General features: G+C 72.7%; 12 protein-coding genes. All 12 read right to left on the minus strand.

The genetic code is table 11. From position 1 onward, the window contains the following. Nucleotides 1-183: 183 nt before the first annotated feature. On the minus strand, nucleotides 184-2,337 hold the full coding sequence (locus CYQ11_RS04990; protein ID WP_243469265.1) for a primosomal protein N': 2,154 nt from the start codon (nucleotides 2,335-2,337) through the stop codon (nucleotides 184-186). Between the two features lie 285 nt (nucleotides 2,338-2,622). Beyond that, a complete protein-coding gene (gene metK, locus CYQ11_RS04995) occupies nucleotides 2,623-3,831 on the minus strand; it encodes a methionine adenosyltransferase (protein ID WP_099197638.1) in 1,209 nt (402 codons plus the stop codon). A gap of 188 nt (nucleotides 3,832-4,019) precedes the next feature. Continuing rightward, nucleotides 4,020-5,252 (minus strand): bifunctional phosphopantothenoylcysteine decarboxylase/phosphopantothenate--cysteine ligase CoaBC, encoded by a 1,233-nt coding sequence (gene coaBC / locus CYQ11_RS05000; protein WP_099197639.1) that lies wholly within the window; start codon nucleotides 5,250-5,252, stop codon nucleotides 4,020-4,022. 167 nt (nucleotides 5,253-5,419) lie between these two features. After that, nucleotides 5,420-5,692 carry a DNA-directed RNA polymerase subunit omega gene (gene rpoZ, locus CYQ11_RS05005; RefSeq protein ID WP_030360466.1) on the minus strand — a complete coding sequence of 91 codons (273 nt, stop codon included), beginning with the start codon at nucleotides 5,690-5,692 and terminating at the stop codon, nucleotides 5,420-5,422. Between the two features lie 34 nt (nucleotides 5,693-5,726). Beyond that, nucleotides 5,727-6,317 (minus strand): guanylate kinase, encoded by a 591-nt coding sequence (gene gmk / locus CYQ11_RS05010; protein ID WP_099197640.1) that lies wholly within the window; start codon nucleotides 6,315-6,317, stop codon nucleotides 5,727-5,729. A 71-nt stretch (nucleotides 6,318-6,388) separates the two neighbouring features. Beyond that, nucleotides 6,389-6,712, minus strand: a complete 324-nt coding sequence (locus CYQ11_RS05015) for an integration host factor (RefSeq protein ID WP_099197641.1) — start codon at nucleotides 6,710-6,712, stop codon at nucleotides 6,389-6,391. Between the two features lie 244 nt (nucleotides 6,713-6,956). Beyond that, complete coding sequence (pyrF, locus tag CYQ11_RS05020) at nucleotides 6,957-7,814, minus strand: orotidine-5'-phosphate decarboxylase (protein ID WP_099197642.1); 858 nt, start codon at nucleotides 7,812-7,814, stop codon at nucleotides 6,957-6,959. Nucleotides 7,815-7,878: 64 nt separating this feature from the next. Further along, entirely contained in the window at nucleotides 7,879-9,003 is a 1,125-nt protein-coding gene (locus CYQ11_RS05025; protein WP_099197643.1) for a quinone-dependent dihydroorotate dehydrogenase, read from the minus strand. An 81-nt stretch (nucleotides 9,004-9,084) separates the two neighbouring features. Next, a complete protein-coding gene (gene carB, locus CYQ11_RS05030) occupies nucleotides 9,085-12,396 on the minus strand; it encodes a carbamoyl-phosphate synthase large subunit (RefSeq protein WP_099197644.1) in 3,312 nt (1,103 codons plus the stop codon). Further along, nucleotides 12,389-13,531 (minus strand): glutamine-hydrolyzing carbamoyl-phosphate synthase small subunit, encoded by a 1,143-nt coding sequence (gene carA, locus CYQ11_RS05035; RefSeq protein ID WP_099197645.1) that lies wholly within the window; start codon nucleotides 13,529-13,531, stop codon nucleotides 12,389-12,391. Before carA ends, carB begins: the two co-directional genes overlap by 8 nt. Then, nucleotides 13,528-14,112 (minus strand): PH-like domain-containing protein, encoded by a 585-nt coding sequence (locus tag CYQ11_RS05040; RefSeq protein WP_099197646.1) that lies wholly within the window; start codon nucleotides 14,110-14,112, stop codon nucleotides 13,528-13,530. The genes carA and CYQ11_RS05040 overlap by 4 nt, the downstream gene beginning before the upstream one ends. After that, nucleotides 14,109-15,395: a dihydroorotase gene (locus CYQ11_RS05045; protein WP_099197647.1), complete on the minus strand. Its 1,287-nt coding sequence runs from the start codon at nucleotides 15,393-15,395 to the stop codon at nucleotides 14,109-14,111. Before CYQ11_RS05045 ends, CYQ11_RS05040 begins: the two co-directional genes overlap by 4 nt. Between the last annotated feature and the right edge of the window lie 2 nt (nucleotides 15,396-15,397).

Raw genomic sequence — 15,397 nt, forward strand, 5'->3', positions numbered from 1 at the left:
GGCGTGGGCACGGCCGGCTGCCGCCGGCCCCGGACGACGGCGCCCGGCACGGGGCCGCACACCCGCTGCGCGACGGACACGAGGCGCTCGGGAACACGTCCGGACCCCGCCCCGTCCACGATGACGACCGGCCCGCACGCGCACACCCCGCCCCCGGCGGCCGACGCCACCGGGCCCGGAGGGTCACCCGATGTCCGGCGGGTCCACCCGCAACCGCACCGGATCGCCCTCGCGGCGCGTGAGCCGTACGGCCTGGGCCGCCTTCAGGGCGGCCGCCAGCGCCGCGCCCTGACCCGGGCGGACGCGCAGCAGGGCACGCTCCCACCGCTCACCGGGCGGCGGGTCGCCCGCCCGGCGCGGCCGGCCGGGGGCGGGCGCGGGCAGCTCCACGGGGCCGAGGACCTCGGCCCCGTCCGGCAGCCGCGCCAGGGTGAGCAGGTCCGCCACCGCCTCCGGCGGGCCGGACACCGCCGCCATCCGCGAGACGGGCGGAAAGCCCAGCTCCGCCCGGTCCGCCAGCTCACGGACCGCGTGTCCGGCGGGATCCCAGCGCACCAGCGCCTGCACCGGCCGCAGCGTCGGCTCGGCCACGATCACCACCGTGCCGCCCGCCTCCTGGCCCCTGACCAGCGCCGCCGCGCCCAGCCAGCGGCGCAGCGCCTCCTCCCCCGCCCGCAGGTCCGGTCGGCCCAGCAGGGCCCAGCCGTCCAGTAGCAACGCCGCCGCGTAGCCGCCCTCGGCGACGGGCTCCGCGCCGGGAGTGGAGACGACGAGGGCCGGCCGGTCCGGGACGGTGTCCAGGACGTGGTCGCGCCCGGAGGTCCGCACGGGCACGGCGGGGAACGCCCGCCCCAGCTCCTCGGCCGTGCGGCGCGCGCCCACGATCTGGGCGCGCAGCCGGAAGCCGCCGCACTCGCCGCAGTGCCAGTCGCGGGCCTCCTGCCCGCACCAGCCGCAGTGCAGCGCCCCCGCCTGCTCGCCGAGGGCCTCCAAGGGCCCGGCGCAGTGGGCGCAGCGCGCGGGCTCCCGGCACCGCTCGCAGGCCAGGCGGGGGACGTAGCCCCGCCGCGGCACCTGCACGAGGACCGGCCCGTGCTTCAGCCCCTCGCGGGCGGCCTCCCAGGCGATCGTGGGCAGCCGGGCGGCCCGCGCGGCGGCGTCGCGCCCCTCGTCGCCCTCCCCCACGGTCCGTATCCGCGGGGCGGCGGCCCGCACCCTCTCGCGGGGGGCCGCCAGCGGCAGGGCCCAGCCGGTGTCGACGAGCTGTGCGGCCTCCACGGTGCAGCCGAAGCCGCCGAGCAGGAAGGCCGCCTTCTCGTGCGCCGCCCGGAGCAGCAGCACCTCGCGGGCGTGCGGCTGGGGGGCGTGCGGCTCGCTGTGGCTGGAGTCGCCGTCGTCCCAGATCGCGGCGAGGCCCAGGTCCCGCACGGGGGCGAACATCGCGGCGCGCGTGCCGACCACGGCCCGCACCGCGCCGCGGCTGACCGCGAGCCAGCGGCGGTACCGCTCGTCGGGCCCGGTGTCGGCGGTCAGCAGCACGTGCCGCCCGTCACCGAGCAGATCGGTGAGCGCGGCGTCCACGCGGGCGGCGACCCGGCCGTCGGGCACGACGATCAGCGCCCCGCGCCCCGAGGCGAGGGCGGCCGCGGCGGCCCGCGCCAGCTCACCGGGCCAGTGCGGTCCGGGCAGCGCGGTCCACACCGCGCGCGGGGCGTCCCCCCGGGCGACGGCGTCGAGATACGCGGGCCCGGTCGGATAGCGGGCCCAGCTGCCCGGCTCCGGCGCGGCGGGCGGGGGCAGCGGAGCGGCCGACGGCTCGGCCTCGATACGGGCGTGGCGGGGCGGGACGGCCAGCTGGAGGACGTCGGCGAGCGACCCCGCGTAACGATCGGCGACGGACCGGCACAGCCCCAGCAGGGCCGGACCGAGCACCTCCTCGGTCGACAGCACCTGCGCGAGCGCGGCGAGCGGCCCCTGGAACTCGGACTCGGCGACCCGCTCGACGATGAACCCGTCGAGCAGCCCGCCCCCTTCCCGCCGCCCGCCCCGCACGTTCCGCGTGCCGGCCCCGAAGCGCACCCGCACCCGCACGCCCGGCCGGGCGTCGGCGTCCAGCTCGGCCGGCACGGCGTAGTCCCAGAGCTTGTCGAGGTGCACGGGCCCCTTGTCGACCAGCACCCGCGCGACGGGCAACTCCTTGGCCAGCTCGGCCCCCCGCCACGTCCGCGGCTTGGCCCTCGGCACCTTGGCCTTGCGCACGCTCTCCCGGATGAACGCGAGCTGCTCCGGCTGCTCCCCGCCGTGCTTCTCCCCGGCCGACCCGTTCTCGCTGCTCACGGCTCCAGTCTTAGCAGAGAGCACTGACAGGGGCGTCATCGCGCGAAGGCCCTCCGGAGCGGGTCGGCGGCAGCGGCGAGAGAGTTTCACAGCGCGCTCGCGCGCGCTCCACCAAAGCAGCCGCGGCCTTCGCCCCGGGAGGGCGGGCACGAGGCCACCCGCGCGGGGTCGTGCGGCGCCACGGCGTTCACCCGCTGTGCCGGAGGCGGCACGGCGTTCCCCCGGGCACAACGCGACGGCCCCGGACCGATTCGGTCCGGGGCCGTCGAAGCGGTGCGGGCCCGCTTACAGCCCCACAGCCTTGCGCAGCGCCTCCACGCGGTCCGTGCGCTCCCACGTGAAGTCGGGGAGCTCACGGCCGAAGTGGCCGTACGCGGCGGTCTGGGAGTAGATCGGGCGCAGCAGGTCGAGGTCGCGGATGATCGCGGCCGGGCGGAGGTCGAAGACCTCGCCGATGGCGTGCTCGATCTTGTCCGTGTCGACCGTGTTCGTGCCGAAGGTCTCGACGAACAGGCCCACCGGCTCCGCCTTGCCGATCGCGTAGGCGACCTGGACCTCGCAGCGGGCGGCCAGGCCGGCGGCGACGACGTTCTTCGCGACCCAGCGCATCGCGTAGGCGGCCGAGCGGTCGACCTTGGACGGGTCCTTGCCGGAGAAGGCGCCGCCACCGTGGCGGGCCATGCCGCCGTAGGTGTCGATGATGATCTTGCGGCCGGTGAGGCCGGCGTCGCCCATGGGGCCGCCGATCTCGAAGCGGCCGGTCGGGTTCACCAGCAGGCGGTAGCCCTCGGTGTCCAGCTTGATGCCGTCCTCGACCAGCTCCTTGAGGACGTGCTCCACGACGAACTCGCGGATGTCCGGTGCCAGCAGAGAGTCCAGGTCGATGTCGGAGGCGTGCTGCGACGAGACGACCACGGTGTCCAGGCGCACGGCCTTGTTGCCGTCGTACTCGATGGTGACCTGGGTCTTGCCGTCCGGGCGCAGGTAGGGGATGGTGCCGTTCTTGCGGACCTCGGACAGGCGGCGGGAGAGCCGGTGTGCCAGGTGGATCGGCAGCGGCATCAGCTCGGGGGTCTCGTCGCAGGCGTAGCCGAACATCAGGCCCTGGTCGCCCGCGCCCTGCTTGTCGAGCTCGTCCTCGTCGCCCTCGACCCGGTTCTCGTAGGCCGTGTCGACACCCTGGGCGATGTCCGGGGACTGCGCGCCGATGGAGACCGAGACGCCGCAGGACGCGCCGTCGAAGCCCTTCTTCGAGGAGTCGTAGCCGATCTCGAGGATCTTGTTGCGCACGAGCGAGGCGATCGGCGCGTAGGCCTTGGTGGTCACCTCACCGGCCACGTGGACCAGGCCGGTGGTGATCAGGGTCTCGACGGCGACGCGGGACGTCGGGTCCTCCTTGAGGAGGGCGTCGAGAATGGCGTCGCTGATCTGGTCAGCGATCTTGTCGGGGTGACCCTCGGTCACGGACTCCGAGGTGAACAGGCGGCGGGACACATCGCTCCCTGGGGTTGCAGCGGCTGCTGGCTGATCATTGATGGACCCGGGCAAGAGCTGCGCTCACCGCGGATCCGTTTGCCAGTTTATCCGGCGTTCTCGAGCTTCGGGCATCCCGCCTGCCATCACAACCAGCGTGACCTGCGACACCTGCCCCCTGGATCCCAGGAGGCCCATGGGCGGCGGCTTTAGGCCAGACGGGTCGCCACCAGATCCCAGACCGTGTCGGCGAGGTCTTCCTTGGGGCCGTGCGGAATGATCGTTTCCGCGCCGTCAGTGGCGAGGATCACGGCCTCGTTCTCCTCCGAGCCGAAGGTCTTGCGCTCCCCCACCTCGTTGACGACCAGCAGGTCACAACCCTTGCGGGCCAGCTTGGCGCGACCGTTGGCGAGGACGTCGTCGGTCTCGGCGGCGAAGCCCACGACGATCTGGCCCGGGTGCGGGCGGTCCGCGGAGAGCTCCGCCAGGATGTCCGGATTCCGGACCAGGGCTATCGGGTCGGGCTCCTGCCCGTCGCGCTTCTTGATCTTGCCGGTCGCGTAGTGGGCCGGCCGGAAGTCGGCCACGGCGGCGGCCATGACCACGGCGTCGGCGTCCGCGGCCGCCTTGAGCACGGCCTCACGCAGTTGCACGGCCGTCCCCACGCGCACCACGTCGGCCCCGGCCGGGTCGGCCAGCTCGCTGTTGGCGGCGACGAGCGTGACGCGCGCGCCCCGCGCGACGGCGGTGCGGGCCAGGGCGTACCCCTGCTTGCCGGAGGAACGGTTCCCCAGGAAGCGGACGGGGTCGAGGGGCTCTCGGGTGCCGCCGGCGCTGATGACGACGTGCCGGCCGGCGAGGTCGGCCACGGGACGGCCCGCGAGGTCGGCGTCCGCCGGGCGGGCGCCCCGGGCCAGCACCCGGCGGCAGACCTCGAAGAGCTCGGCCGGGTCGGGGAAGCGGCCCTTTCCGGTGTCGACGCCGGTCAGCCGGCCGACGGCGGGCTCGATGACGACCGCACCGCGGCGGCGCAGGGTCGCCACGTTCTCCTGGGTGGCCGGGTTCTCCCACATCTCGGTGTGCATCGCGGGCGCGAAGACCACGGGGCAGCGCGCGGTCAGGAGGGTGTTGGTCAGCAGGTCGTCGGCCAGGCCGTGCGCGGCCTTGGCCAGCATGTCGGCGGTGGCGGGGGCCACGATCACCAGGTCGGCCTGCTGGCCGATCCGCACGTGGGGCACCTCGTGGACGCTCTCCCACACCTCGGTGGCGGCGGGGTGGCCCGACAGCGCGGACCACGTGGCCTCACCGACGAACTGCAGCGCCGACGCCGTGGGCACCACGCGCACGTCGTGTCCCGACTCGGTGAGGCGCCGCAGCAGCTCGCACGCCTTGTAGGCGGCGATCCCGCCGCTGACCCCCAGGACGACCTTGGGCTTGTCCATCGTTCGCCTCTCCCCGCGCTCTCGTCCGTACGCAGTTCTCCGTACGCGGCTCTCGCCCGTACGTACGGACCGTACAGGCCCCATGACACACCAAGGGCCCGGCAGTCGCTCCTCCGGCTGACGCCGGGCGGTGCCCTGCCGGGCCCTCGGTGACGGAAAATCGATGCTTACTGCGCCGGGGCCTCGACGGCCTCGGAGGTCAGCAGGCCCGCGTTGATCTCGCGGAGCGCGATGGAGAGCGGCTTCTCGTGGACGTGGGTGTCCACCAGCGGACCGACGTACTCCAGCAGGCCCTCGCCGAGCTGCGAGTAGTACGCGTTGATCTGGCGCGCGCGCTTGGCGGCGTAGATCACGAGGCTGTACTTCGAGTCCGTGGCCTCGAGCAGCTCATCAATCGGCGGGTTGATGATGCCCTCGGGCGCGGTGATGGAAGAGGACACTCTCTGCCTTCCGAAGGGGGGTGAAGAAAGATGTTCAGCGAAGCAAGGCTAGCAGCTCACGCGCAACGTCCTCGACGGAGGTGTTGACCAGCGTCGTGTCGAACTCGGCCTCCGCCGCCAGCTCCACCTTCGCCGCCGCCAGCCGCCGCTCGATGACCTCGGGCGACTCGGTGCCGCGGCCGGTGAGCCGGCGGACCAGCTCCTCCCAGCTGGGCGGAGCCAGGAAGACCAGCTGGGCGTCCGGCATGGTCTCGCGGACCTGCCGGGCCCCCTGGAGGTCGATCTCCAGCAGCACGGGCTCCCCCGCCTCAAGGCGGTCGAGCACGGCCTTGCGGGGCGTGCCGTAGCGGTTGCCCGCGAACTCCGCCCACTCCAGCAGCTCGCCGTTGGCGATGAGCTTGTCGAACTGCTCGTCGTCCACGAAGAAGTACTGGACACCTTCCCGCTCACCGGGGCGCGGCTTGCGGGTGGTGCAGGAGACAGAGAGCCACACCTCGGGGTGGGCCTTGCGCATATGGGCGACGACCGTGCTCTTACCGACCCCGGAGGGGCCGGAGAGCACGGTCAGCCGCGGTTGTCTGGCCGGGGGGACGGGGGACGTCCCCCGGGAGACTGCAGTACTCATGCAGCGATTATCCCGGTTCCCGGGAGTGCCTGGGAACGCCGGGCCGTCTGCAGGCGGCCGCGAGGCCGCCGTCAGGCGGCCTTGCTGCCGAACTCACGCTCAAGAGAAGCGATCTGGTTCGAGCCCAGCCCGCGCACCCGGCGGCTCTCGGAGATCCCGAGCCGCTCCATGATCTGCTTGGCACGGACCTTGCCCACACCGGGAAGGCTCTCCAGCAGGGCGCTGACCTTCATCTTGCCGATGACATCGTTCTCCTGGCCCTGCTTGATGACCTCGTGCAGCGAGGCGCCGGAGTGCTTGAGCCGATTCTTGACCTCGGCGCGCTCCCGGCGAGCCGCGGCGGCCTTTTCGAGCGCGGCTGCGCGCTGTTCAGGGGTAAGGGGCGGAAGAGCCACGCCTACGTCACCTCGGATGTCGAACTGTCGGATACGGACCGGTGAGGAACCTAGTCGGCCCACACCTGGGGAGCAACGAGCAACGCGCTTGCACGTTCGCTCTCGTCGGAGACTAGCGGCCGATCCCGCTCCAGTCAGCGAGAACAGACGAAAAGTCCTGGTCAGACTCGCTCGACCAGGACTTTTCCGGGCATAATGACCGACAATTTTGACGTTGCCGCGTTCCTGTAGCCGCCTCGGCGGCCTAAGCGGCCGCCGCCTCACGCACCTCACCGGCGAACCGCGCGGCGCTCTCGCGCAGGGCGGCGACGTCGGGACCGTGCCGCAGCACGCCCCGGCTGACGTTCGGCACGACGTCCCGCACGGCCGCGCCGAAGACCTTCGGCAGGTCGGCGGCGGTGGCGCCCTGCGCGCCGATGCCGGGGGCGAGCAGCGGCCCGTTGATGGCCAGATCCGCACCCGCCGCGCCGAGCGTGGTGCCCAGCGTCGCCCCGACGACGGCGCCGTACGACCCCAGGGGGGCCGCGCCGGCGTTCTCGGCCCGCAGGTGGTCGAGCATCGTGGCGGCGACCGTCGAGCCGTCGGCCCGCACCGCGTGCTGGACCTCGGCGCCCTCGGGGTTCGAGGTGAGGGCGAGGACGAAGACGCCGGTGCCGCTCTCGCGGGCCAGGTCCAGCGCCGGGCGCAGCGAGCCGTAGCCGAGGTAGGGGCTGACGGTGACGGCGTCGGAGAACAGCGGCGAGGCCGGGTCGAGGTACGTCGCGGCGTACGCGGCCATGGTGGAGCCGATGTCGCCGCGCTTGGCGTCCATCAGCACCAGCGCCCCGGCGGCGCGGGAATCGGCCACCGCGCGCTCGAGGACGGCGACGCCGCGCGAGCCGAAGCGCTCGAAGAAGGCCGACTGCGGCTTGAGGACGGCGACGCGGTCGGCCAGGGCCTCCACGACGGTCATCGCGAAGCGCTCAAGGCCGGCGATGTCGTCGGACAGGCCCCAGTCGGCGAGCAGCGAGGCGTGCGGGTCGATGCCGACGCACAGCGGTCCGCGCTCGTCCATGGCGCGGCGCAGGCGGGCGCCGAAGGGCTCGGCGGGGGTGGGGGTCACGGGTTTCCTCCGGAGGTCTGGGGGCGCGGGCACACGGCCGGGACGGTGCGGGGCAGGTGGTGCCTCACGCGGCCTGCCCGCTCGTCTCGCGCGCGGCCGCGCCGACGGCCTCGGCGAGGGTGGCGTAGGGGCTCGCGGCGAGGCGCTCGGCCAGGCCGTCGTGGATGCGGCGGCACCAGAACGGGCCCTCGTAGACGAAGGCGCTGTAGCCCTGGACCAGCGTGGCGCCGGCCAGGATGCGCTCCCAGACGTCGTCGGCGCTCTCGACGCCGCCCACGCCCACCAGGGTGATCCGGTCGCCCACGCGGGCGTACAGGCGGCTCAGGACCTCCAGGGAGCGCGCCTTGAGGGGGGCGCCGGACAGGCCGCCGGCGCCGATGGCCTCGACGGTGCGCTGGGGGGTCTTAAGACCCAGGCCCTCGCGGGCGATGGTGGTGTTGGTGGCGATGACGCCGTCCAGGCCCAGCTCCACGGCGAGGTCGGCGACGGCGTCGACGTCCTCGTCGGCGAGATCGGGGGCGATCTTCACCAGGAGGGGGACGCGGCGGTCGGTGACCGTGCGGTCGGCGGCCTCGCGGACGGCCGCGAGCAGCGGGCGCAGCGCCTCGGTGGCCTGGAGGTTGCGCAGCCCGGGCGTGTTCGGTGAGGACACGTTGACGACGAGGTAGTCGGCGTGGGCGGCGAGGCGCTCGGTGGAGGCGACGTAGTCGGCGACGGCCTCCTCCTCCGGCACGACCTTGGTCTTGCCGATGTTGACGCCCACGGTGGTGCGGAAGACTTCCTTGCGGGCCGCCAGGCGCTGTGCCACGGCGGCCGAGCCGTCGTTGTTGAAGCCCATGCGGTTGACGAGCGCGCGGTCCGCGACGAGGCGGAAGAGGCGCTTCTTGGGGTTGCCGGGCTGCGGCTGGGCGGTGACGGTGCCGATCTCGACGTGGTCGAAGCCGAGCATGGTCATGCCGTCGACCGCGGCGGCGTTCTTGTCGAAGCCGGCGGCCAGGCCGAAGGGGCCGTGCATGCGCAGGCCCAGGGCCTCGATGCGCAGCGCCTTGTGGCGGGGGGCGAGGACGGCCGCGACGAAGGTGCGCAGGACGGGCACGCGGGCGACGCCGCGGATCCAGGCGAAGGCCAGGTGGTGGGCCTTCTCGGGGTCCATGCGCTTGAAGATCAGGTCGAAGAACAGACGGTACATTTCCAGCCTTCTGAGCGAGGGGGCGGGGGGCGTGGGGGCTCAAGAAGAGGGGGACACCTTCCGGTGTCCCCCTCCTTGGCCCTACGCCTCGCGCGCGGCGGTCAGATGTTCCGCGTGCTCCTGGAGGGAGCGGACGCCGACTTCGCCCCGCGTCAGGGCGTCGATGCCCTGGACGGCGGCGGCGAGCGCCTGGACCGTGGTCAGGCACGGCACCGCCCGGGCGACGGCGGCGGTGCGGATCTCGTAGCCGTCGAGGCGGCCGCCGGTGCCGTAGGGGGTGTTGACGATCAGGTCGACCTGGCCCTCGTGGATGAGCTGGACGATGGTCTTCTCGCCGTTCGGGCCCTCGCCCTCGCTCTGCTTGCGCACGACGGTGGCGTTGATGCCGTTGCGGCGCAGCACCTCGGCCGTGCCGGAGGTGGCCAGCAGCTCGAAGCCGTGGGCGACCAGCTCACGGGCCGGGAAGATCATCGACCGCTTGTCCCGGTTGGCCACCGAGACGAAGGCGCGGCCCTTGGTGGGCAGGGCGCCGTACGCGCCGGCCTGCGACTTGGCATACGCCGTGCCGAAGACCGTGTCGATGCCCATGACCTCGCCGGTGGAGCGCATCTCCGGGCCGAGGACGGTGTCGACGCCGCGGCCGTGGATGTCGCGGAAGCGCGACCACGGCATGACGGCCTCCTTGACGGAGATCGGCGCGTCCAGCGGCAGCGTGCCGCCGTCGCCCTGCGCCGGGAGCATGCCCTCCGCGCGCAGCTCGGCGACGGTGGCGCCCAGGGAGATCCGGGCGGCGGCCTTCGCCAGCGGCACCGCGGTGGCCTTCGAGGTGAAGGGCACGGTGCGGGAGGCGCGCGGGTTGGCCTCCAGGACGTAGAGGATGTCGCCGGCCATGGCGAACTGGATGTTGATCAGGCCACGCACGCCGACGCCCTTGGCGATGGCCTCGGTGGAGGCGCGCAGGCGCTTGATGTCGTAGCCGCCGAGGGTGATCGGGGGCAGCGCGCAGGCGGAGTCGCCGGAGTGGATGCCGGCTTCCTCGATGTGCTCCATGACGCCGCCGAGGTAGAGCTCGTGGCCGTCGTAGAGCGCGTCGACGTCGATCTCGATGGCGTCGTCGAGGAAGCGGTCGATGAGGACCGGGTGCTCGGAGATCAGACCGGCGTGCCGCTCCAGGTAGCCGGCCAGGGAGGGCTCGTCGTAGACGATCTCCATGCCGCGGCCGCCCAGGACGTAGGACGGGCGGACCATCACCGGGTAGCCGATGCCGGCGGCGATACCCTTGGCCTCGTCGAAGGAGTAGGCGGTGCCGTACTTCGGCGCGGGCAGCCCGGCCTCGGTCAACACGCGGCCGAAGGCGCCGCGCTCCTCGGCGAGGTCGATGGCCTCGGGCGAGGTGCCGACGATCGGCACGCCGTTGTCCTTGAGCGCCTGGGCCAGGCCCAGCGGCGTCTGGCCGCCGAGCTGGACGATGACGCCCGCGACGGGGCCGGCCTGCTGCTCGGCGTGGACGATCTCCAGGACGTCCTCCAGGGTGAGCGGCTCGAAGTAGAGCCGGTCGGAGGTGTCGTAGTCGGTGGAGACGGTCTCGGGGTTGCAGTTGACCATCACGGTCTCGTAGCCGGCCTCGCTCAGCGCGAAGGAGGCGTGGACGCAGGAGTAGTCGAACTCGATGCCCTGGCCGATGCGGTTCGGGCCGGAGCCCAGGATGATCACGGCGGGCTTCTCGCGCGGCGCGACCTCGGACTCCTCGTCGTAGGACGAGTAGAAGTACGGGGTCTTCGCGGCGAACTCGGCGGCGCAGGTGTCGACCGTCTTGTACACCGGGCGGACGCCGAGGGCGTGGCGGACCTCGCGGACGACGTCTTCGCGCAGGCCGCGGATCGCGGCGATCTGGGCGTCGGAGAAGCCGTGGCGCTTGGCCTCGGCCAGCAGCTCGGGAAGGAGCTTCTCGGCGGCGGCCAGCTCGTCGGCGATCTCCTTGATCAGGAAGAGCTGGTCGACGAACCACGGGTCGATCTTCGTCGCGTCGAAGACCTCCTCCGGGGTGGCGCCGGCGCGGATGGCGGCCATGACGGTGTTGATCCGGCCGTCGGTGGGACGGACCGCCTTCTCCAGCAGCTCGGCCTTGTCGCCGGGCTCGGAGACGAAGTCGAACTGCGAGCCCTTCTTCTCCAGCGAGCGCAGCGCCTTCTGCAGGGCCTCGGTGAAGTTGCGGCCGATGGCCATGGCCTCGCCGACCGACTTCATGGTCGTGGTGAGGGTGGCGTCGGCGGCCGGGAACTTCTCGAACGCGAAGCGGGGCGCCTTGACCACGACGTAGTCGAGCGTGGGCTCGAAGGACGCCGGGGTCTTCTCGGTGATGTCGTTGGGGATCTCGTCCAGCGTGTAGCCGACGGCCAGCCGGGCGGCGATCTTGGCGATCGGGAAGCCGGTGGCCTTGGAGGCGAGCGCCGAGGAGCGCGAGACGCGGGGGTTCATCTCGATGACGATGACCCGGCCGTCCTCGGGGTTGACCGCGAACTGGATGTTGCAGCCGCCGGTGTCGACGCCGACCTCGCGGATGATCGCGATGCCGACGTCCCGCAGGATCTGGTACTCGCGGTCGGTGAGCGTCATCGCCGGGGCGACGGTGATGGAGTCACCGGTGTGCACGCCCATGGGGTCGAAGTTCTCGATGGAGCAGACGACCACGACGTTGTCGTGCTTGTCGCGCATCAGCTCCAGCTCGTACTCCTTCCAGCCGAGGATGGACTCCTCCAGGAGCACCTCGGTGGTCGGGGAGAGCGTGAGGCCCTGGCCGGCGATGCGGCGCAGCTCCTCCTCGTCGTGGGCGAAGCCGGAGCCGGCGCCGCCCATGGTGAAGGAGGGGCGGACGACGACCGGGTAGCCGCCGAGGGTGTCGACGCCCGCGAGGACCTCGTCCATGGTGTGGCAGATGACCGAGCGGGCGGACTCGCCGTGGCCGATCTTGGCGTTGACGGCCTCGACGACGCCCTTGAACAGGTCGCGGTCCTCGCCCTTGTGGATGGCCTGGACGTTGGCGCCGATGAGCTCGACGTCGTACTTCTCCAGGACGCCGTTCTCGTGCATCGAGATCGCGGTGTTGAGCGCGGTCTGGCCGCCGAGGGTGGGCAGGAGGGCGTCGGGGCGCTCCTTGGCGATGATCTTCTCGACGAACTCGGGGGTGATCGGCTCGACGTACGTGGCGTCGGCGATCTCCGGGTCGGTCATGATCGTGGCCGGGTTGGAGTTGACGAGGATGACCCGCAGGCCCTCGGACTTCAGCACGCGGCAGGCCTGGGTGCCGGAGTAGTCGAACTCCGCGGCCTGGCCGATGACGATCGGGCCGGAGCCGATGACCAGAACGGACTGGATGTCGGTGCGCTTAGGCACGCTGGCCCTCCATCAGGGAGACGAAGCGGTCGAACAGGTACGCGGCGTCGTGCGGGCCTGCGGCTGCCTCGGGGTGGTACTGGACGCTGAACGCCGGCTGGTCGAGCAGCTGGAGGCCTTCGACCACGTCGTCGTTGAGACACACGTGGGAGACCTCGACCCGGCCGTAGGGCGTGTCGGTCGCCTTGTCGAGCGGGGCGTCGACGGCGAAGCCGTGGTTGTGCGCGGTGACCTCGACCTTGCCGGTCGTGCGGTCCTGCACGGGCTGGTTGATGCCGCGGTGGCCGTACTTCAGCTTGTAGGTGCCGAAGCCGAGGGCCCGGCCGAGGATCTGGTTGCCGAAGCAGATGCCGAACAGCGGGGTCTTGCGGGAGAGGACCTCGCGCATCACCGCGACCGGGTGCTCGGCGGTGGCGGGGTCGCCGGGGCCGTTGGAGAAGAACACGCCGTCGGGGTCGACGGCGTAGACGTCCTCGACCGTGGCGGTGGCGGGCAGGACGTGCACCTCGACGCCGCGCTCGGCCATCCGGTGCGGGGTCATGCCCTTGATGCCCAGGTCGATCGCGGCGACGGTGAAGCGCTTCTCGCCGATCGCGGGGACGACGTACGCCTCCTTGGTGGCGACCTCGGCGGCGAGGTCGGCGCCCTTCATCTCGGGGGCCCGGCGCACCTCGTCGAGCATGGCGGCCGCGTCGGGCAGCGTCTCGCCGGAGAAGATGCCGACGCGCATGGCGCCGCGCTCGCGCAGGTGGCGGGTCAGGGCGCGGGTGTCGATGCCGCTGATGCCGACGACGCCCTGGCGGGCGAGCTCCTCGTCCAGGGAGCGGCGCGAGCGCCAGTTCGACGGGACGCGGGCGGGGTCGCGGACGACGTAGCCGGCGACCCAGATGCGGCCGGACTCGGGGTCCTCGTCGTTGACGCCGGTGTTGCCGACGTGCGGGGCCGTCATGACGACGACCTGGCGGTGGTAGGAGGGGTCGGTCAGGGTCTCCTGGTAGCCGGTCATGCCGGTGGAGAACACGGCCTCGCCGAAGGTCGCCCCCACGGCCCCGTAGGCGCGGCCGCGGAATGTACGGCCGTCCTCCAGGACGAGTACGGCGGGAGCCTTCGCGGCTCCCCTGGTGGAGGTCGTCATCGTGCGCCTTCCATGTCGTTGCTGTGCTGGTCGTGCGAGGGGGCGAGGGCCGTGAGGGCCTCCACCCAGGCCGTGTGCCCGGCGGCCCGGTCGGACCGGAAGCCGGAGTCGATGGTCTTGTCGCCGTGCTGCCAGGTGATCACCAGCAGGCCGCCCTCGGCGAGGACCTTGCCCGCGATGCCCTTGTCGAGGCGGGCTCCGCGCAGGGCGGCGGCGGGGATGAAGAAGTCCTGGGCGCCGGGCCGTACGACGGCGACGCCCTGCTCCGTCAGGGTGAGCTCGGCCCGGCTGCGGGTGCCCAGGCCCCGCGCCACGATGCGGTCGAGCCACTCGCCGGCGGTGGTGGAGCCGTGGTAGCGGCCCGTCATCGTCAGCTGCGGCTCACCGGTCCCGGCGGGGGCGGCGGGCAGCTCGGGCAGGTCGCCCTGGAGCGTGCCGCGCCACTTCCAGCCCTCGCGCATCAGCCAGTACAGCAGCGCGATGAAGAGCAGCAGTCCGACGACCCAGCCGATCCGTGCGGCCCAGTCGGTGACGGCCGCAGACTTCTGCTCGGCCGCCAGATTGATCAGTGCAGGTGTCACGCGAGTTTCCCGTCCACGACCGTCGCCCGGCCCCGCAGGAAGGTGTGGGTGACGCGTCCCGGCAGCTCGCGGCCCTCGTAGGGGGTGTTGCGGCTGCGGGAGGCGAAGCCCGCGGGGTCCACGACACCACGGTAAGCGGAATCGAGGAGCGTGAGGTTGGCGGGCTCACCGACGGCGATGGGGCGGCCGTGACCGGCGAGGCCGCCGATGCTGGCGGGCTTGAACGACATGCGCTCGGCGACACCGGCCCAGTCCAGCAGCCCGGTCTCGACCATCGTCTGCTGGACGACGGACAGCGCGGTCTCCAGGCCCACCATGCCCATGGCGGCCGCGGCCCACTCGCAGTCCTTGTCCTCGTGCGGGTGCGGGGCGTGGTCGGTGGCCACGATGTCGATCGTGCCGTCGGCCAGGGCCTCGCGCAGGGCCATGACGTCGCGCTCGGTGCGCAGCGGCGGGTTCACCTTGTACACGGGGTTGTAGGACCGCACGAGCTCGTCGGTGAGGAGCAGGTGGTGCGGGGTGACCTCGGCGGTGACGTCGATGCCGCGCGACTTGGCCCAGCGGACGATCTCGACCGAGCCTGCCGTGGACAGGTGGCAGATGTGCACCCGCGAGCCGACGTGCTCGGCGAGGAGCACGTCACGGGCGATGATCGACTCCTCGGCGACGGCCGGCCAGCCGCCCAGGCCCAGCTCGGCGGAGACGACGCCCTCGTTCATCTGGGCGCCCTCGGTGAGCCGGGGCTCCTGCGCGTGCTGGGCGATGACGCCGCCGAAGGCCTTCACGTACTCCAGGGCTCGGCGCATGATCACGGCGTCGTCGACGCACTTGCCGTCGTCGGAGAAGACGGTGACGCCGGCGGCGGAGTCGTGCATGGCGCCGAGCTCGGAGAGCTGCTTGCCCTCAAGGCCCACGGTGACGGCGCCGATGGGCTGCACGTCGCAGTAGCCGGACTCCTTGCCCAGGCGCCAGACCTGCTCGACGACGCCGGCGGTGTCGGCGACGGGGAAGGTGTTGGCCATGGCGAAGACGGCGGTGTAGCCGCCGCTCGCGGCGGCGCGCGTGCCGGTGAGGACGGTCTCGGAGTCCTCGCGGCCGGGCTCGCGCAGGTGGGTGTGCAGGTCGACCAGGCCGGGCAGCAGGATCTTGCCGGCCGCCTCGATCACGGTCGCGTCACCGGCGTCGAGGCCGGTGCCGACCGCGGCGACGGTCTCGCCGTCGATCAGCACGTCCTGCGGCTCGCCGCCGAGGACCTTCGCACCACGGATCAGGATCTTCGTCATGG

It is taken from the genome of Streptomyces cinnamoneus, assembly GCF_002939475.1.
Classification (GTDB): Bacteria; Actinomycetota; Actinomycetes; order Streptomycetales; family Streptomycetaceae; genus Streptomyces; species Streptomyces cinnamoneus_A.